We start from the raw sequence: 19,481 nt of genomic DNA, 5'->3' as shown, positions 1-19,481 counted from the left end.
ACTGCTGAAAGCGTCGCGCAAAACGCCGCTGAAACCGCTGCATTCACCCAGCGTGCCAATGAGAACGCAGACCGCTCGCGCGTCGTGGTGGGTGAAGCGACCAACAGCGTGGTCGCGCTGATCGACGAAGTGGCCAGCGCTACACACAAAGTTGAAAACATGCAGCAGGACGCCCAGCGCATCACCGAAATCCTCGGCGTCATCGGCGCGATTGCCGGGCAGACCAACCTGCTCGCCCTCAACGCCGCGATTGAAGCGGCGCGGGCCGGTGAACAGGGTCGCGGCTTTGCGGTGGTGGCGGATGAAGTCCGCGCCCTCGCCGCCCGCACTCAGGCCAGTACCTCGGAAATCAACGAAATGTTGACCCGTCTGACCCAAGGCGTGAGTTCCTCGGTCAGTGCCATGGAAAACACCCAGGCCAGTTGCCAGTCCGCCGCTGACGCCACTGCCCGAGTCAACTCGGGGCTGGACGAAATGGCCGGTTCGGTCAGCCACATCAACAGCCTCAGCACGCAGATCGCCACCGCCGCCGAACAGCAAAGCGCAGTGACCGAAGAGATCAACCGCAGCATGGTGCAGATTCGCCACATGGTCGATGAACTGGTGCAGAGCGGCCAGGCCAGCGAGCTGAATACCCGCCAGTTGCTCGAAGCCAATAGCCGCGTGAGCGCGATCATGGGGCGGTTCAAGGTCAGTTAAGCCAACCGCGACCACGGGGATTTCGGCCTTTACGCCAATCCCCTGTGGGAGCGAGCCTGCTCGCGAAAGCGATTTTTCAGTCACTGTATCTGCGGCTGGTCAACCGCATTCGCGAGCAGGCTCGCTCCCACATTGGTTCGGCTGTCTTGTAGCAACTGGAAACACTCAGTTGATGCCGGGATGGAAAAACCGGTCAAAATGCGTTCTTGCTGACCTTCACCGAGTCGAGAGCCCATTCCCATGCGAAGCCAACTGCGTCTGCTCGCCCTGAGCGCCCTGTTCACCTCCTCCCTGGCGCAAGCCGCCGAACTGATCCCGATCGAAGTGCACCGCGATGCCAATTGCGGCTGCTGCAAAAAGTGGATCAGCCATCTCGAAGCCAATGGCTTCAAAGTCGAAGATCACGTCGAAAGCGACATGAGCAGCTTTAAACAGCAGCACGGCGTACCACCGCGTCTGGCGTCCTGCCACACCGCGATCATCAATGGCAAATTCGTCGAAGGCCATGTGCCGGCCGATCAGGTGCTTGCGTTGAGCAAGCGCGACGATCTGCTGGGTGTGGCTGCACCGGGCATGCCAATGGGCTCGCCGGGCATGGAAATGGACGGCATGAGCGATGCGTACCAAGTGATCGGCCTGAAGAAGGACGGCGCTGACGTGGTAGTGGCGGACTACCCGGCCCGTTGATGGGGGCAGCCTACTTCGGCCTGTTCTTTGCTGCGTTTGGCGCGGCGACATTGTTGCCGTTGCAGTCCGAGGCGCTGCTGGTCGGCCTGATCGTCAGCGAGCGTTACTGGCTGTGGGGTTTGCTCGCGGTAGCGACGCTGGGCAACGTACTCGGCTCGCTGGTCAACTGGTGGCTGGGCCGTGGCATCGAACGGTTTCAGGATCGACGCTGGTTTCCGGTCAGCCCTGGGCATATGGCCAAGGCACGCAAGCACTATGAGCGCTATGGGCATTGGTCGCTGCTGCTCAGTTGGCTGCCGGTGATCGGCGATCCGCTGACCTTGATAGCAGGCGTCATGCGCGAACCGCTCGGGCGCTTTCTGTTGATCGTCACCCTTGCCAAAGGCGCGCGCTATGGCGTGCTGGCCTTGCTGACACTTGGCTGGCTAGGTTGAACCAACCCTCAGTGTGATTGCCTTTGTTTAACGTCGGCGTAATCCCGACCTTCCAGAGTCGGCCAATTTTCAAGGAGTTTGTGCTTATGTCCGTCACGCTTTCCCGCTGGCTGCCCGGCCTGGTCCTCAGCGCTGCCTTGCCGTTAATGGCGCACGCAGCCACTGAAACCGTTGCCGCCGAAGGGCCTGCCTATGGCCCGGAGCTGCAAGGTTTCCAATACCCCTACACGCTTAAACATTTCGCCTTCGAATCCCAAGGCCAGAAGCTGCAAATGGGCTACATGGACGTCGCCGCCAATGGCAAGGCCAACGGCCGCACCGTGGTGCTGATGCACGGCAAGAATTTCTGCGCAGCGACCTGGGACAGTTCGATCAAAGCCCTGAGCGACGCCGGCTACCGCGTGATTGCGCCGGATCAGATCGGTTTCTGTACATCCAGCAAACCTGAGCATTATCAGTACAGCTTCCAGCAACTGGCCACCAACACCCAGCAATTGCTCAAGGCTTTGGGCATTCAGAAAGCCACTGTGCTCGGCCACTCCACCGGCGGCATGCTCGCCACCCGTTATGCGCTGCTGTTCCCTGAGCAGGTTGATCAACTGGCAATGGTCAACCCGATCGGTCTGGAAGACTGGAAAGCCCTCGGCGTTCCGTATCGCACCGTCGATCAGTGGTATCAGCGTGAATTGAAGGTCACGGCCAAGGGCATTCGCGATTATGAGCGCACCACCTATTACGATGGCCGCTGGAAGCCGGAATTCGATCGTTGGGTCGACATGCTCGCCGGCCTGAGCAACGGTCCGGGCAAGACCCAGGTCGCGTGGAACTCGGCGCTGATCTACGACATGATCTTCACCCAGCCGGTGTACTACGAGTTCAAGGATCTGAAGATGCCGACCCTGTTGCTGATCGGCACCTCCGACACCACCGCCATCGGCAAGGACCTCGCGCCGCCGGAAGTGAAAGCCAAAATCGGTCATTACGAGGTGCTTGGCAAACAGGTCACCAAGCTGATTCCGCAGTCGACGCTGATCGAATTCCCGGGCATGGGTCATGCGCCGCAAATGGAAGAACCGGAGAAATTCCATCAGGCGCTGCTCGGCTGGCTGGGCAAGACTCCTTCCGTTCCTTGATGAGGCAAGCCGATGACGGTGCAGATTGCAGTGATCGATGACTGGCAAGACGTGGCCCGCGACGTGGTCGACTGGTCCGTGCTGGAGAGCATCGGTGAAGTGACCTTTGTGCATGATTACCCGGCCGACAACGCCACACTGGCCGAGCGCCTTGGCAAGTACGAGGTGATCTGCGTCATGCGCGAACGCACGCGCTTCGACGCCGATTTGCTCGGGCGCTTGCCCAATCTGAAGTTGCTGGCCACCGGCGGCATGCGCAATGCCGCGCTGGACATGTCGGCCGCAGCAGCGCTGGGCATCAAGGTCTGCGGCACCGATAGCTACAAACACGCCGCGCCGGAACTCACCTGGGCGCTGATCATGGCGGCCACCCGTGATCTGGTGAAGGAAGCCAATGCCCTGCGGGCCGGCCAGTGGCAGCAGGGCCTCGGCGGCGATCTGCATGGCAAGACCCTGGGAATCCTGGGTTTGGGCAGCATCGGCCAGCGGGTCGCGCAGTTCGGTCAGGTGTTCGGCATGCGGGTGATCGCCTGGAGCGAAAACCTCACCGCCGAACGCGCTGAACAGGCCGGCGTGACGTACGTCAGCAAGCAGCAACTGTTCGAGCAGGCCGACGTGCTGTCGGTGCATCTGGTGCTCAGTGAACGCAGTCGCGGTCTGGTCGATGCCCAGGCGCTGGACTGGATGAAACCGACCGCATTGCTGGTCAACACCGCACGCGGGCCGATCGTCGATGAAACCGCGTTGATCAAGGCGCTACAGAAACGGCGCATTGCCGGAGCAGCGCTGGACGTATTCGAGCAAGAGCCGTTGCCGGCTCTGCACCCGTTTCGCACGCTGGACAATGTCCTCGCCACGCCGCATGTGGGGTATGTCAGTCGGCAGAATTACGAGCAGTTCTTCCGGCAGATGATCGAGGATATTCGGGGTTGGGCAGCTGGGGAGCCGGTGCGTCTGTTGAACTGAGTCCATCGCTTTAAACTTCATTTGCTTCAATCGCCCTCTTCGCGAGCAGCCTCGCTCCCACAGGTTGTACGCGGTCCAATGTGGGAGCGAGCCTGCTCGCGAAGAGGTCATCTCAGATTCCACTCTGCAATACGCTCGCACCACAACGGTGCAACTCGCCCATCCCCTAGCACAAAACCGTGACTGCCCAGTCACTGTTTTGGTCCGCTCGGACCGAAAAACATGCCCTTCGTCGGAGCGTTTCCCCTCCTGAACCCTCGCTTACATTCCGACACAACCGATTGTCGAACAATTTACCCATTTGCCCCGACCCGCTCTAGGATCTGGCCTAGACTCATTTTTCAGTGGCCAAACCACTCGGTCATACCGACGAAAAAAAGTCGAAACTTTTGCTTCACGCCACAGGTCATCAGAACAACTGGGCGAAAGCGACTGGTGTAATCCTTGCAACGGCCTCACCACCCATTCTGCTTGCGCGTGTTGGGTCAGCATTTGCTCACCGATGCGTGGCGCCTTTGCGCCCGGCCACAGGACTTGGCCACGAAACAGCTTGTTCGAGACAAGAATCAGATCACACACGGGAGATACATATGATCAGTGCGGCATTGGATATTCAGGGAGAGCGTGCTCACCAGTCGCTTGGAGAATCGAGCACCATCAGTGTTCCCGGCAGCCGACAGATCAACGTACCCGGCACCAAGACGCTTGCTCCGGTAGCAAGCCAGAATCCCAACAAGAAAAAAGTGTTGTTCGTGACCTCTGAGATCGCCGATCTGGTCAAGACCGGTGGCCTCGGTGATGTCTCCGCCGCCCTGCCCCGGGCGATGGCCCACCTGCATGACGTGCGGGTGTTGATTCCCGGGTATCCGCAAGTGGTGCACAGCGAAAACCCGATTCACATCATCGGCGAGCTGGGTGGCCACGCCGCGCTGCCACCTTGCAAGATCGGTCGTATGGACATGCCCGATGGTCTGGTGATCTACGTGTTGATCTGCCCTGAACTCTACGAGCGTGAGGGTGGCCCTTACGGCGCCAACAACGGTCGCGACTGGCCGGACAACCATATCCGCTTCGCCCGTCTCGGCCTGGCTGCTGCCGACATCGCCGCCAACCTTGCGCAAATCCACTGGCGCCCGGATCTGGTGCACGCCCATGACTGGCCGGCTGGCCTCGCGCCCGCTTACATGCACTGGCGCGGGCAGCGCACGCCAACGCTGTTCACCATTCACAACCTTGCCTACCAGGGCGTGACCAGCCTCGGTTCCTGCCCGGAGCTGGGGATTCCCACCCATGCCCTGCAACAGGAAGGCATGGAGTTCTACGGCAAGATGTCGTTCCTCAAGGCCGGCATGGCCTATTCGAGCCACATCACCACCGTCAGCGCGACGTATGCGCAAGAAATCACCACCCCGGACTTCGGCTGCGGCCTCGACGGTTTCCTTGCCGCCAAGACCCAGCAAGGCCTGCTCAGCGGTATCCCGAACGGCATCGACGAGAGCTGGGATTCGGCGACCGACCCGCACCTGTTTGCCCCGTTCGCCATCGGCGACTGGGAAGGCAAAGCGGTCAACGCCGCCCATGTCCGTGAGCTGTTCGGCCTGAATGACTCCACCGGCCCGCTGTTCGCCGTGGTATCGCGCCTGGTCTATCAGAAAGGTCTCGACCTCACCGAAGCGGTGTCCGAGTTCATCGTGCAGAACGGTGGTCAGATCGCGATCATCGGTCGCGGCGAGCCGGAGGAAGAGCAAGCCATGCGTGAACTGGCCCTGCGTTTCCCAGGCCAGATCGGCGTGCGGATCGGCTTCAACGAAACCGATGCCCGACGCATGTTCGCCGGCAGCGATTTCCTCTTGATGCCGTCGCGCTACGAGCCTTGCGGCCTGAGCCAGATGTACGCCCAGCGTTTCGGCTCGCTGCCGGTCGCGCGCAACACCGGCGGCCTGGCCGACACCATTGAAAACGGCGTCACCGGTTTCCTCTTCGATGAGTCCACCGTTGATAGCTACAAGGAAGCCCTGAGCCGCGCGTTCAAGGTGTTCGCCTTTCCGGAACTGCTCAACGCCATGCGCTGCCGTGCCATGGCTGCACCGTTCAACTGGAGCAAAGCGGTTGAACCGTACGCCGAACTTTACGAACAACTGGTCGCCAAGGCGTTGGGTAAAGCCAGCCACAAATAACCAGGGAGTTGCAGAAAATGCCGTCAAGGACCCAAGAAACCTGGCCCCACGGCGCGATCATGCTGGATGCCGAGCACACGCAATTTGCGTTGTGGGCGCCTGACGCGTTCTACGTCAGTGTGGAACTGGAAGATGGAAAATCGTTGCCCATGCTGCCTCAGGGTGACGGTTGGTTTGTAATCAAGGCCAATTGCCCGGCGGGCAGTCGCTACCGTTACTGCATCGATGGCGAACTGGAGGTGCCGGACCCGGCCTCCAGAGCGCAGGATGGTGACCTTGACCGCCACAGCGTGGTGGTCGACCCCCATGCCTATCAATGGCGGCACACGACCTGGAATGGTCGGCCGTGGAGTGAAGCGGTAATTTATGAGTTGCACGTCGGTGCGCTCGGTGGATTTGCCGAAGTCGAACAGCATATGGCGCGGCTGGTGGCGCTGGGCATTACCGCGATCGAACTGATGCCGCTGGCGCAATTTCCCGGTGATCGCAACTGGGGCTACGACGGGGTGCTGCCCTATGCACCTCAAGCCTCCTACGGCACCCCCGAACAACTCAAACACCTGATCGACAGCGCCCACGGTCATGGCCTGGCGGTGATTCTCGACGTGGTCTACAACCACTTCGGCCCCGACGGCAACTATCTGCATCGTTACGCCAAAGGCTTTTTCCGCGAGGACAAGCACACGCCTTGGGGCGCGGCGATCGATTTCCGCCGCCCGGAAGTGCGCGAGTTCTTCATTGAGAATGCACTGATGTGGCTGCTCGAATACCGTTTCGACGGCCTGCGTCTGGATGCTGTGCACGCGATTGAAGACCCGGATTTCCTCAGCGATCTGGCCCGGCGCATTCGCCAGCAGATCGACCCGACCCGGCACGTCTGGCTGACCGTCGAAAACGAGCTGAACCAGTCGAGCCTGCTGGAAAACGATTACGACGCGCAATGGAACGATGACGGTCATAACGCGTTGCACGTGCTGCTGACCGGCGAAACCGACGCCTATTACGCTGACTATGCCGCGCAGCCCACCGAGCAACTGGTGCGCTGCCTGAGTCAGGGCTTCGTATTCCAGGGCCACATCACTCGCCATGGCGAACCTCGCGGCGAGCCAAGCGAACATCTGCCCTCCACCGCTTTCGTGTTGTTCCTGCAGAACCATGACCAGATCGGCAACCGCGCGTTTGGCGAACGTCTGCATCAGCTTGCCGACCCGCGTGCGGTGCAGGCGGCGACGGTGTTGTTGCTGCTGTCGCCGATGATTCCGCTGATGTTCATGGGCGACGAGTTTGCCGCCGAGCAACCGTTCCTGTTTTTCACTAGCCATCACGGTGAACTGGCGGAACTGGTGCGTGAAGGTCGGCGCAACGAGTTCGCCGCATTCAGTGCCTTTACCGATCCGCACAAGCGCGAACAGATCCCTGATCCAAATGCCGAAAGCACTTTCCACGCTTCGCAGCCGCGACTGTCCGGCAGCGGTACGCCATTGCAACAGCAGACCCAAGAGCTCTACCGGCAACTGCTGAAGTTGCGCCATCAGTACATCATTCCCCATCTCTCCGGGACCCAGGCTCTGGGCGCGCAAATGCTCGGCTATGGAGCGGTCAGCGCGCGCTGGCGGCTGGGCAACGGCAGTGAGCTGCGAATTGACCTGAACCTCAGTGACACGCCAGTGGTCAACCCTGCACAGACCGATACCGAGTGGCTGTTTCAACAGCCAGCCGCGATCGAACTGTCGGACCCGAACCAACTGCCGGCGTACACCGCGCTCGTCAGCCTCACGGCCGCACCCCTTTTGCACCCCCTGGATGGAGAGCGCCTATGAGCGATGCGCAACTGGAAATACTCGCCAGTCGAGCCGGCCTTGCCGTCGACTGGATCGACGCCAACGGGCGTCAGCAAAAAGTCGCTCCCGCTGTGTTGCGCAATGTCCTGATCGGACTCGGCCACCCCGCCAGCACCGCGCAAGAAATCGATGCCAGCCTGTTGCAACTGCAAGAAGTCCAGCAAGACCGCCATCTGCCGCCCCTGCTGACCTGCGACGTTGGCGTTGCCCTCGACCTGAGTCGCTACTTCACACCGGAGACGCCCTGCGAGATTCATCTTGAAGACGGCTCGCAGATGAACCTCAAGCTGGACAACGAAGCCATGTTGCCCGGCTTGATTCCGGTCGGTTACCAGCAAGTGCACATCGGCGATCAGTATTTCACGCTCGCTGTGGCGCCTGAGCGTTGTTTCAGCGTTGGCGATGCGGTCGATAGCCCGATCCCGCGCGCCTGGGGTCTGAGCGCCCAGCTGTATTCGCTGCGCCGTCCGGGTGACGGTGGTTTTGGCGACACCCAGGCGCTGGAGGAATTGGTTCGTGTAGCGGGTGAACGCGGCGCCGATGCGCTGGCGATCAGTCCGATGCACGCGATGTTCAGCTCCGATAATGGCCGCTACAGCCCTTATTCGCCGTCCAGCCGCTTGTTTCTCAATTCACTGTACGCAGCGCCGGGCAGCATTCTCGGCGAGCGCGCATTGCGTGACGCAATCGATGCCAGTGGCCTGGCCGCGCAGTTCGACCAGTTGGAAAATCTCAAGCTGATCGACTGGCCTGCCGCCGCACAAGCCAAGCAGAAACTGCTGCAAGCCTTATATGACGGTTTCGTCGCTGGCGAGCATCCTCTGCACGCCGACTTCGCCAGCTTCCGGCATGCCGGTGGCGAAGCGCTGGAGAACCATTGCCGCTTCGAAGCCATTCAGGAAATGCGCGCGGCCCGTGGCGAAAGCCTCGACTGGCGCGAATGGCCGGAGCACTGGCACGACCCGCGCGGCGCGGCGCTGGGCGCTTTTGCCGAAGAATATGCCGAGCGCATCGGTTATTTCGCCTTCTGCCAATGGCTGATCCATCGCTGCCTCGAGCGCGTGCAATCTGCCGCGCGCAGTGCCGGCATGGGCATTGGCCTGATCGCCGACCTCGCCGTCGGTGCTGACGGTGCCGGCAGTCAGGCCTGGAGTTTTCAGGATGAATTGCTCGCCTCGCTGACCGTCGGCGCGCCGCCGGACATCCTGAACCGCAGCGGCCAGGGTTGGGGCATTTCCGCGTTCTCGCCGGAAGGGCTGATCCGCAACGGTTTCCGTGCCTTCATCGAGATGCTGCGCGCCAACTTCGCCCACGCCGGAGGCCTGCGCATCGACCATGTCATGGGCCTGCAACGCCTGTGGGTGATTCCCAACGGCGCCGCCCCGGCCGATGGCGCCTATCTGTATTATCCGTTCGACGACATGCTGCGTCTGCTGGCCCTCGAGTCGCATCGGCATCAAGCCATCGTGCTCGGCGAAGACCTCGGCACCGTGCCGGAAGGCCTGCGGGAAAAACTCGCCGCGCGCTCGATTCTCGGCATGCGCGTGCTGTTGTTCGAACAGGACAATACCCGCTTCAAACCGATTCTCGACTGGCCGGATGACGCGCTCGCCACCACCAGCACCCATGACCTGCCGACACTCAATGGCTGGTGGCATGGCCGCGATATCGACTGGAACGCGCGCCTCGGTCTGGTCGATGCCAACGGCGAAATCGACTGGCGCCGGCATCGCGAGCGTGAACGCGAAGGCCTGCGCGATGCGCTGCGTCAGGATCCACAGAACTTCCGCGAAGAGTCCCACGAAGCCGATCAAGTGGTCGATGCTAGTGTGCGTTTCCTCGGCCACACCCGCGCGCCGCTGGTGCTGCTGCCGCTGGAAGATGCCCTGGGTATCGATGAACAGCCGAATCTGCCTGGCACCACCGATTCACATCCGAACTGGTCGCGACGTTTGCCCGGTCCCAGCGAAGCGTTGCTGGACGGCCCCGATGCCGCCCGCCGCCTGGAACTGCTGGCCTGCGCGCGCCTTCAAGCCTCTGAGCGTGACCAATGAATCAACAGCAAATCCAGCCACTGCGCGCCACGTTGCGCCTGCAATTTCATAAAGGTTTTACCCTCGAACAAGCGGTGCCACTGGTGCCGTACTTTGCCCGACTCGGCATCAGCCATATCTACGCCTCGCCACTGCTGGCGGCGCGCGCCGGTTCCATGCATGGCTACGACGTGGTCGACCCGACCCAGGTCAATCCGGAGCTGGGCGGCGAGCCGGCATTGCGCCAACTGGTCAGCACCCTGCGTGAACACAACATGGGGCTGATTCTCGACATCGTTTCCAACCACATGGCCGTGGGCGGCAATGACAACCCGTGGTGGCTTGACCTGCTCGAATGGGGACGCCTGAGTCCGTATGGCGAATTCTTCGACATTCAGTGGCACTCGCCGGACCCGTTGATGGAAGGCCAATTGCTGCTGCCGTTTCTTGGCAGTGACTACGGGGTGGCGTTGCAGGAAGGCACACTCAAGCTCAAATTCAACGCGCAGGCCGGCACTTTTTACGTCGAGCATTACGACCACCACTTCCCGATCTGCCCGAACAACTATGGCGAGCTGCTCAAGTCCGACGACACGCTGAAATCGCTGGCAGATCGTTTCAGTACGCTCAGTTACCAGACCGATGCTCACTCGCTGGCGATCCCGCTGAAGCAGGAGTTGCGCGAGCTGGCAAGCGATCCGCGTGTTCTGGCCACCATCGAAAGCAATGTCGCCCAATACGATTCGACCATCGACGAGGGCTTCCACAAGCTCCACGAGTTGCTCGAGCGGCAAAGCTATCGCCTCGCCAGCTGGCGCACGGCTGCGGACGACATCAACTGGCGGCGCTTCTTCGACATCAACGAGCTTGGCGGTCTGCGCGTGGAGCGCCCGGCAGTGTTCGAAGCAACCCACGGCAAGATCTTCCAATTGGTTGAAGAAGGTCTGGTCGACGGCCTGCGCATCGACCACATCGACGGCCTTGCCGACCCGCGTGGCTACTGCCGCAAATTGCGCCGTCGCCTTGATCACTTGGCACCGGGACGTCATCTGCCCATCTATGTCGAAAAGATCCTCGGCGAGGGCGAAACCCTACGCCGCGACTGGAGCGTCGACGGCACCACCGGTTACGAGTTCATGAATCAGCTGTCGCTGCTGCAACACGACCCGGATGGCGAACATGTCCTCGGCGAACTCTGGCAGCGCCGCACCGAGCGCCCGGCAGCGTTCATGGAAGAAGCGCAACTGGCCCGTCAGCAGATTCTCAACGGTTCGCTGGCCAGCGACTTCGAAAGTGTCGCGCAGGCGCTGCATCAAGTCGCGCGGGATGACTTGATGACCCGCGACCTGACCCTGGGCGCGATTCGCCGCGTGCTGCATGCGTTGATCGTGCACTTCCCGGTTTACCGCACCTACATCAGCGCCTTGGGCCGCTCGGAACAGGACGAGGCGATTTTCCAGCACGCCATGGACGGTGCGCGGCAGACCCTCAGCGAAGCTGACTGGCCCGTGCTCGACTCGGTTGCCAGCTGGCTCGGCGGCACGCCATGGCGACGCAAGCCACGGGGGCGCTCGCGCAAGATCCTCAAGCATGCCTGCGTGCGTTTCCAGCAACTGACTTCGCCGGCAGCTGCCAAAGCCGTGGAAGATACCGCGCTGTATCGCTCGGCGGTGCTGCTGTCGCGCAATGATGTCGGTTACAACACCGAGCAGTTAAGCGCGCCGGTCAGCGAGTTCCACGAAGTCAATCAACAGCGTATGACGGAGTTTCCTGACAACCTGCTCGCGACCGCCACCCATGACCACAAGCGCGGCGAAGACACCCGCGCCCGGCTGGCCGTACTCAGTGAGCGCAGCCATTGGTACGCCGACCAGGTCGAACTGTGGCGCGCCCTCGCCCGCCCCGTGCGCATCGAAGATGACGCGCCGTCTGCCGGCGACGAACTGATCCTCTATCAGGCGTTGCTCGGCAGTTGGCCGCTGGAGTTGCAGGACGATGACCAGGCCGGTTTCGCCGATTACGCCAAGCGCATCTGGCAGTGGCAACAGAAAGCCCTGCGCGAAGCCAAGCTGCAAAGCAGCTGGAGCGCGCCGAATGAAGCCTATGAAAACGCGGCCCAGGCTTTCACGGAGAAGCTGCTGACCGGTGAAGAAGGCGAGTTGCTGCGTGCGGCGCTGAGCAAGACCGTCAACAGCATCGCCGCTGCCGGCGCGCTCAACGGGCTGGCGCAAACCTTGCTGCGCATGACCGTGCCGGGTGTGCCGGATCTGTACCAGGGCAACGAGTACTGGGACTTCAGTCTGGTAGACCCGGACAACCGCCGCCCGGTGGATTACGCCGCACGCGAGCAAGCGTTGCAGGCATCCGTGCCGGGTACCGAGCTGCTTAAGGACTGGCGTGACGGGCGCATCAAACAGGCGCTGATCAGTGAGGTGTTGAACCTGCGCAAGGAACACGGCGAGCTGTTCCGCCGTGGCGATTACCAGCCATTGGAAGTATTGGGCAGTCAGGCGCACAACGTCTTGGCATTCGCGCGTGAACACGAAGGCGCGCGGGCCATTGTCGTAGTGCCGGTGCGTTGCGCAACGTTGCTGGAAAACAGTGCCATCCCGCAGGTCGATGCGCTGCGCTGGGGCGATACGCGGGTCGTTTTACCGTCTGCCGCTTCGGATGCAAACCTGAAGGGACTTTTTGCAAGCAGCGTAGTCACACAAAACAGGGAGCTGAATGTCAGCGAAGCGCTGGGGGATGTCCCGGTCAATCTCTTTATCCAACACTTAACACAAGCATGAGTTCAGTTCAGGAGCATTGCGATGAGCACCGACGATAAACGCATTCGCGAATTCGCCTATCAGATCTGGGAGTCGGAAGGGAAACCTGAAGGCCACGAAGAACGTCATTGGGAAATGGCGCGCAAGCTGGCCGAGGCCGAAGCGCTGGCACCCAAGAAGCCACCAAAAGCGGCTGGCAGCAAAGTGGCTGGCAAGACTACAGCGGCAACAGCGAAAAGCACCGACGGCAAGACACCGGCAGCCGCCAAAGCCAAACCAGCGGCGAAAGCCAAGCCTGCGGCCACGGCCAAAGTAGTCCCGCCGGGCGAAAAGGCTGCCGAGAAAAAGCCGCGAGCCGCGAAGAAGCCTCCGGCGAACTGACCCGATCCATTTTTGAACTGAATGACTGTGTGGCGAGCGTGCTCGCCACAAGGGGTTCTTGCGCCCCGAAGAAAGCCCTTCTTGGGGCAAAACACACCACCCTGTGGGAGCGAGCCTGCTCGCGAAAGCGCTAGGTCAGTTGGTGAAAACGTCGAATGTACCGACGCTTTCGCGAGCAGGCTCGCTCCCACCAGGAAATCTCATTGCCTGAACTGTCCCGTTTTTTTGCAGGAGCAATCATGACCCGTCCAAAGAAAGCCGAACCCGCTGCGCACGCCGAGCCGTCGAGAATCCGTGAAGGCCTGCCCTTCCCGCTCGGTGCGACCTGGGATGGTCTGGGGGTGAACTTTGCTCTGTTTTCCGCCAACGCCACTAAGGTTGAGCTGTGCATTTTCGACGATGCCGGCGAAGTCGAACTCGAACGCATCGAGCTGCCGGAATACACCGATGAGATCTACCACGGCTACCTGCCGGATGCGCATCCTGGCTTGATCTACGGCTACCGCGTTTATGGTCCTTATGACCCGGCCAATGGTCACCGTTTCAACCACAACAAACTGCTGATCGACCCTTACGCCAAACAATTGGTCGGCGAGCTGAAATGGTCGGAGGCGCTGTTCGGCTACACCATCGGCCACCCCGACGCTGACCTCAGTTTCGACGAGCGTGACAGTGCGCCGTTCGTGCCCAAGTGCAAGGTTATCGACCCGGCCCACACCTGGGGCAACGACCATCGTGTCAGCGTGCCGTGGGACAAGACCATCATTTACGAAACCCACGTGCGCGGCATCAGCATGCGTCATCCTTCGGTGCCGGAAAACCTGCGCGGCACCTTTGGCGGCTTGATGGTCGACGACGTGCTTGAGCACATTCGCAAGCTCGGTGTTTCTTCTGTCGAACTGCTGCCGATTCACGCCTTCGTCAACGATCAGCATCTGCTGCAAAAGGGCATGACCAACTATTGGGGCTATAACAGCATCGCGTTCTTCGCCCCGGACCCGCGTTATCTGGCCAGCGGCAAGATTGCCGAATTCAAGGAAATGGTCGCGCACCTGCACGATGCCAATCTCGAAGTCATTCTCGACGTGGTCTACAACCACACCGCCGAAGGCAACGAGCAAGGCCCGACCCTGTCGATGCGCGGTATCGACAACGCCTCCTACTACCGCTTGATGCCCGACGACAAGCGCTACTACATCAACGACTCCGGCACCGGTAACACCCTGGACCTGAGTCACCCGTGCGTGCTGCAAATGGTCACTGACTCCCTGCGCTACTGGGCCAGCGAGATGCACGTCGACGGTTTCCGTTTCGACCTGGCAACCATTCTTGGCCGTTACCACGATGGTTTCGACGAGCGCCACAGCTTCCTCGTCGCCTGCCGTCAGGACCCGGTGCTGCGTCAGGTGAAAATGATCGCCGAACCCTGGGACTGCGGCCCCGGCGGTTATCAGGTCGGCAACTTTCCGCCGGGCTGGGTTGAGTGGAACGACAAGTTCCGCGACACCGTGCGTGCGTTCTGGAAAGGTGACGACGCCCAGCTCGCCGATTTCGCCAGCCGCATGACCGCTTCCGGGGAGATGTTCAACCAGCGTGGGCGCCGGCCGTATTCGTCGGTGAACTTCATCACCGCGCACGACGGTTTCACCCTCAACGATCTGGTCTCGTACAACGACAAGCACAACGAAGCCAACGACGAAAACAATCAGGACGGCAGCAACAACAACCTGTCGTGGAACCACGGCGTCGAAGGCCCGACCGACGATCCGGAAATCAACGCTCTGCGCCACCGGCAGATGCGCAATTTCTTCGCCACCCTGCTGCTGGCCCAAGGTACGCCGATGATCGTCGCCGGTGACGAGTTCGCCCGCACCCAGGACGGTAACAACAATGCCTATTGCCAGGACAGTGAGATTGGCTGGGTCAACTGGGACCTGAGCGAGGACGGCAAGGCCCTGCTCAAGTTCGTCAAACGCCTGATCAAGCTGCGCCTGACTTATCCGATCCTGCGTCGTGGACGCTTCCTGGTCGGCGAGTACAACGAAGATATCGGCGTCAAGGACGTGACCTGGCTGGCACCGGACGCCACCGAAATGACCACCGAGCACTGGCACGATGCGCACAATCGCTGCCTCGGCATGCTGCTCGACGGTCGCGCGCAGGAAACCGGCATCCGTCGCAAAGGCGCCGACGCGACGCTGCTGCTGGTGGTCAACGCCCACCACGACATCGTCAACTTCACGCTGCCAGAAGTGCCGGACGGCGGCTTCTGGACCTGCATGATCGACACCAATCAGCCATCGATTCGCGGCCAGGAACGCTTCGAATTCGGCCACGAGTATTCGGTGACCGGGCGTTCGTTGCTGTTGTTCGAACTGCAACGCGACGAAGAAGATTGATATGGACTTTCAACATTATCTGGCCCGCCGTCCGCCAGATTACGCCGACACCAATGCCCTCGGCCGTTGCCTGCGGGCGATGGTCGAGGCCGGTCTCGACCGCTTGCCGTTGCCCGGCAGCGGTCACACGCTGGAGCGCTTTCAGCGTCTATCGGAGGTGGGCGGACACGATCTGGGGCTGTGCAAACTCTACGAAGGCCATACCGACGCGCTGGCGATCATCGAGCAATTGGGCGGCACGCCAACCCCAGGCAGCACGTGGGGTATGTGGGCTGCCGAACCGCCGCAGGCGCGGGTCAAAGTCACGCCGGCCGGGCATATGGTCACGCTGAACGGGCGCAAGGCCTGGTGCTCTGGCGCGGCGGTGCTCAGCCACGCCTTGCTCACTGCGTGGGACGCTGATGATCAGCAGCAATTGGTTGCAGTCGCACTCGATCAACCCGGTGTGACCATCACCGATCAGGGCTGGCAAGCCGTGGGCATGGCGGCCACCGGCAGCGTCGAAGTGCTGTTTGAAAACGCCGAAGCGCAGGCCATTGGCAACCCCGGTGATTACCTGCAACGGCCGGGGTTCTGGCAGGGCGGGATCGGTATCGCGGCTTGCTGGTACGGCGCTTCACGGCGGATTGCCGAAGGGCTGCGTCAGCATTGCGCGCAACGCGATGAACCGCACGCCCTCGCCCATCTCGGTGCGACTGACACAGCACTGCAAGCAGCGGCCGACGTGTTGCGCTTCAGCGCGTTGCAAATCGATGCGCAGCCTGAGGCTGACGCTGAACTGCTGGCCCGTCGCGCCCGCGCGGTGGTCGAACAGTCTGCCGAACAGGTCATGCGTGAAGTCGGGCGGGCGCTGGGTGCCGGGCCGTTTTGTCAGGATCGGCATTTTGCGCGACTGAGTGCCGACTTGCCGGTGTTTCTGCGCCAGAGTCACGCCGAGCGCGACCTTGCTGCGCTGGGCCAGCGGATTGCCGGTCAATCCTGCGAGGTCTGGGCGTTATGAAGGACAACCCGATCGTCGGCCAGGGCACTTCACTGCAGCAATGGCAGGGTTCGCGGCGTCTGGCCGAACTGCCCGCCATCGACGTTCTTGACCTGGTACCGCTGGGTTCGCGGGCGGTGATCATCGCGCCGCATCCGGATGACGAAGTGCTCGGTTGCGGCGGCATCATGCAGTTGCTGGCGGCAGCCGGACGGCCGTTGCAATTGATCTCGGTTACCGATGGCAGCGCCAGTCACCCCGGCTCGCAACGCTGGACGGTCGAACGCTTGAGCGTGGTGCGACCGCAGGAATCCGCCGAAGCTCTGCGCCGCCTCGGCTTGCCGATGCACAGCCTGAAATGGCTGCGCGGCGGGTTTACCGACACCCAAGTGGCGGCTCAGGAAACCGGGTTGAGCGAATTCATCGCCGGTTATCTGCACGCCAGTGATGTGGTTTTCACTACCTGGCGCCAGGACGGTCACAGCGATCACGAGGCCGTCGGCCGCGCCAGTGTCGAAGCGGCGCGACGCGTTGGTGCGACCTGCCATGAACTTCCGGTCTGGACCTGGCACTGGGCAACCCCGGAAGACGTCTCGGTGCCATGGGAACGCGCGCGCAAGATTCTTCTGTCACCCACGCACATCGCGCGCAAACGCCACGCGGCCCACGCGTTCGCCAGCCAGTTGGAAGGCGACCGCGACGTCGGGCTCGGGCCGGTGCTTGCGCCCTATGTGCTTGATCGTTTGCTGCAACCTTTTGAAGTGGTGTTCCTGTGAGCGTCGATGACCGCTATTTCGACGGCCTGTTCGCTGGCAACGACGATCCATGGGCGTTCCGCCAGCGCTGGTACGAGCAGCGCAAACGCGCGATCACCCTCGCCGCCCTGCCGCGTCCGCGCTACAGGTCGGTGTTCGAACCGGGTTGCGCCAACGGCGAACTGAGTGCAGAACTGGCTCCGCGCTGCGACCGCCTGTTGTGCTGCGACACGGCGAGCGCGGCAGTGAAGCTGGCGCGTACTCGCTTGAGCGTGTTCGAGCATGCCGAAGTCCGTCAGGGCCGCCTTCCGGCTGACTGGCCGGAGGAAAAATTCGACCTGATCGTATTCAGCGAAATCGGCTACTACCTCGACGAAAAAGATCTGACAGAAATGATCCGCCGGATCAGTGAGTCACTGACCGCCGACGGCCAATTGCTGGCCTGCCACTGGCGCCCGCCGATCGAGGGCTGCCCGTTGAATGCACGTCAGGTCCACGATCAGATCCACGATCAATTGGCTTTGCCGCGTCTGGTGCTGCATCAGGAAGCGGATTTCATTCTCGAACTGTGGAGCCGCGAGCCACGCTCGGTGGCGGCACTGGAGGGCTTGCGTTGATCGGTATCGTGATTCCTGCACACAACGAAGAAGCGCTGCTCGATGAATGCCTGCGCGCCGCCCTGCGGGCCAGCCAGCATGGGCAACTGGCCGGCGAGCCGGTGGAAATCCTGGTGGTGCTCGACAGTTGCAGCGACGCCTCGGCGCAGATTGTCAGCGCTTATCCGGTGCTGAGCCTGCAGATCGACGCACGCAACGTCGGCGAAGCCCGAGCCGCCGGTGCGCGACTGCTGCTTGAGCGCGGTGCCCGCTGGATAGCCTGTACCGACGCCGACAGCCGCGTCGCCGATGACTGGCTGGCGGCGCAACTGGGACTGGAGGCGGACGCAGTGTGCGGCACGGTGACCGTCGAGCACTGGCACGAATCGATCGATGAAGCGGCGCAGATTCGCTATCACCGCCATTATCAGGCCCGCGATGGCCATCGACACATTCACGGCGCCAACCTCGGTGTCAGCGCCGAGGCTTATCGCCTGGCCGGCGGTTTCAAACCGCTGACCTGTGACGAGGACGTGCAACTGGTGCGTGCGCTGGAGCGCAGCGGTGCGAATATCGCCTGGAGCCACCGTCCGCAAGTGCACACCAGCGCCCGTCTGGACAGTCGGGCCAAGGGCGGATTCGGTGACTTTCTGCGCAATCTGGCACAGCTGGAATAAAAAAATACGGATCAGATCGATCTGTGACGCGACGAATCGGCTGTCTTGAGCAATACTCTGCCTCGCAGTAATCCAAGGGTTGGAGCACTGCACCGTTGCTATTCATTTGCCTTCACGGGCCGCGATCAGCGTTGGCTGTTCACGACTGAGGGCGAGATACCACAAGGACGTCGCACTCATGAAATCGTCATTGATCAACGAACACGGCCTGCCAGCACAGATCTGGAACAGCGCGCCGCAACTCGACAATATTCCCGTCATCAACACCCACAGCCTGGTTCCCGCCGGCGCCCGCGCCGTGGTCATCGCCCCGCATCCGGGCGATGAAGTGGTCACCTGCGGCGGTCTGCTGCAATTGCTTTCCAGCCTTGGCCATCCACTGCAATTGCTCTCGATTACCGACGGCAGCGCCAGCCACCCCGGCTCGCGGCAATGGTCGGAACAACGCCTGAGTGTATTCCGCCCGCAGGAAAGCGTCGAAGCCCTGCGCCGCCTCGGCCTGCCCATGCACAGCCTGAAGTGGGTGCGCGGCGGCTTTACCGACAACGCACTGAGTGATCAGCAAAGCCAGCTCACCGAGTTCATCGGCCGCTACCTGCGACCGGGCGACGTAGTGTTCAGTACCTGGCGCAAGGATGGCCCGCCGGATCATGAAGTGGTCGGCCGCGCCAGTTTCGACGCGGCGCAAAAGGCCGGGGCGACCTATCACGATGTGCCGGTGTGGGCCTGGCACTGGCCGGAGCGCGAGCAGCGCATGATTCCCTGGGAACGCGCGCGCAAGCTGCGTCTCGACACCTGGACCGTAGCGCGCAAGAGCCACGCCACCCACGCCTACGCCAGCCAGCTCAAGGGCGAACCGGCCATCGGCATCGCCCCGCTGCTGCCCCCGGTGCTGCTGGAGCGGATGCGCTTGCCGTATGAAATCGTCTTTGTCTAAGCACCACAGATCCCTC

General features: G+C 61.7%; 15 protein-coding genes and 1 pseudogene. All 16 read left to right on the top strand.

The window, feature by feature from the left end; all coding sequences use genetic code 11:
• Positions 1-171 precede the first annotated feature (171 nt).
• Positions 172-699: pseudogene (locus tag ACZ9BE_RS10975) on the top strand (methyl-accepting chemotaxis protein); the annotation flags it as partial.
• A 240-nt stretch (positions 700-939) separates the two neighbouring features.
• Positions 940-1,386, top strand: a complete 447-nt coding sequence (locus ACZ9BE_RS10970; protein WP_236168868.1) for a DUF411 domain-containing protein — start codon at positions 940-942, stop codon at positions 1,384-1,386.
• Positions 1,386-1,820, top strand: a complete 435-nt coding sequence (locus tag ACZ9BE_RS10965) for a YqaA family protein (RefSeq protein ID WP_150742084.1) — start codon at positions 1,386-1,388, stop codon at positions 1,818-1,820. The genes ACZ9BE_RS10970 and ACZ9BE_RS10965 overlap by 1 nt, the downstream gene beginning before the upstream one ends.
• Before the next feature lie 86 nt (positions 1,821-1,906).
• Complete coding sequence (locus ACZ9BE_RS10960) at positions 1,907-2,953, top strand: alpha/beta fold hydrolase (RefSeq protein WP_256809768.1); 1,047 nt, start codon at positions 1,907-1,909, stop codon at positions 2,951-2,953.
• 12 nt (positions 2,954-2,965) lie between these two features.
• Positions 2,966-3,919, top strand: a complete 954-nt coding sequence (locus ACZ9BE_RS10955) for a D-2-hydroxyacid dehydrogenase family protein (RefSeq protein ID WP_460061228.1) — start codon at positions 2,966-2,968, stop codon at positions 3,917-3,919.
• Between the two features lie 590 nt (positions 3,920-4,509).
• Positions 4,510-6,096 carry a glycogen synthase GlgA gene (glgA, locus tag ACZ9BE_RS10950; protein WP_016774645.1) on the top strand — a complete coding sequence of 529 codons (1,587 nt, stop codon included), beginning with the start codon at positions 4,510-4,512 and terminating at the stop codon, positions 6,094-6,096.
• Between the two features lie 17 nt (positions 6,097-6,113).
• Positions 6,114-7,916, top strand: coding sequence for a malto-oligosyltrehalose trehalohydrolase (gene treZ, locus ACZ9BE_RS10945; protein WP_476249392.1), 1,803 nt, complete (start codon positions 6,114-6,116; stop codon positions 7,914-7,916).
• Positions 7,913-9,991 (top strand): 4-alpha-glucanotransferase, encoded by a 2,079-nt coding sequence (malQ, locus tag ACZ9BE_RS10940; protein ID WP_095179954.1) that lies wholly within the window; start codon positions 7,913-7,915, stop codon positions 9,989-9,991. Before treZ ends, malQ begins: the two co-directional genes overlap by 4 nt.
• Complete coding sequence (locus tag ACZ9BE_RS10935; protein ID WP_476249391.1) at positions 9,988-12,762, top strand: malto-oligosyltrehalose synthase; 2,775 nt, start codon at positions 9,988-9,990, stop codon at positions 12,760-12,762. Before malQ ends, ACZ9BE_RS10935 begins: the two co-directional genes overlap by 4 nt.
• Before the next feature lie 21 nt (positions 12,763-12,783).
• Entirely contained in the window at positions 12,784-13,122 is a 339-nt protein-coding gene (locus ACZ9BE_RS10930) for a DUF2934 domain-containing protein (protein ID WP_095179950.1), read from the top strand.
• A 239-nt stretch (positions 13,123-13,361) separates the two neighbouring features.
• Complete coding sequence (glgX, locus tag ACZ9BE_RS10925) at positions 13,362-15,521, top strand: glycogen debranching protein GlgX (RefSeq protein WP_041480983.1); 2,160 nt, start codon at positions 13,362-13,364, stop codon at positions 15,519-15,521.
• A gap of 1 nt (position 15,522) precedes the next feature.
• Complete coding sequence (locus ACZ9BE_RS10920; RefSeq protein ID WP_041480984.1) at positions 15,523-16,521, top strand: acyl-CoA dehydrogenase family protein; 999 nt, start codon at positions 15,523-15,525, stop codon at positions 16,519-16,521.
• Positions 16,518-17,276 carry a PIG-L deacetylase family protein gene (locus ACZ9BE_RS10915; protein ID WP_258708163.1) on the top strand — a complete coding sequence of 253 codons (759 nt, stop codon included), beginning with the start codon at positions 16,518-16,520 and terminating at the stop codon, positions 17,274-17,276. The genes ACZ9BE_RS10920 and ACZ9BE_RS10915 overlap by 4 nt, the downstream gene beginning before the upstream one ends.
• Positions 17,273-17,872: an SAM-dependent methyltransferase gene (locus ACZ9BE_RS10910; RefSeq protein WP_056785814.1), complete on the top strand. Its 600-nt coding sequence runs from the start codon at positions 17,273-17,275 to the stop codon at positions 17,870-17,872. The genes ACZ9BE_RS10915 and ACZ9BE_RS10910 overlap by 4 nt, the downstream gene beginning before the upstream one ends.
• On the top strand, positions 17,869-18,528 hold the full coding sequence (locus ACZ9BE_RS10905) for a glycosyltransferase family 2 protein (RefSeq protein ID WP_095179947.1): 660 nt from the start codon (positions 17,869-17,871) through the stop codon (positions 18,526-18,528). Before ACZ9BE_RS10910 ends, ACZ9BE_RS10905 begins: the two co-directional genes overlap by 4 nt.
• Before the next feature lie 178 nt (positions 18,529-18,706).
• On the top strand, positions 18,707-19,465 hold the full coding sequence (locus ACZ9BE_RS10900) for a PIG-L deacetylase family protein (protein WP_375123672.1): 759 nt from the start codon (positions 18,707-18,709) through the stop codon (positions 19,463-19,465).
• Positions 19,466-19,481: the final 16 nt, after the last annotated feature.

The organism is Pseudomonas sp. TE9122 (assembly GCF_056278925.1).
Note: the sequence above shows the minus strand (reverse complement) of the source record. Positions and strands in the feature narration are given on the sequence as shown.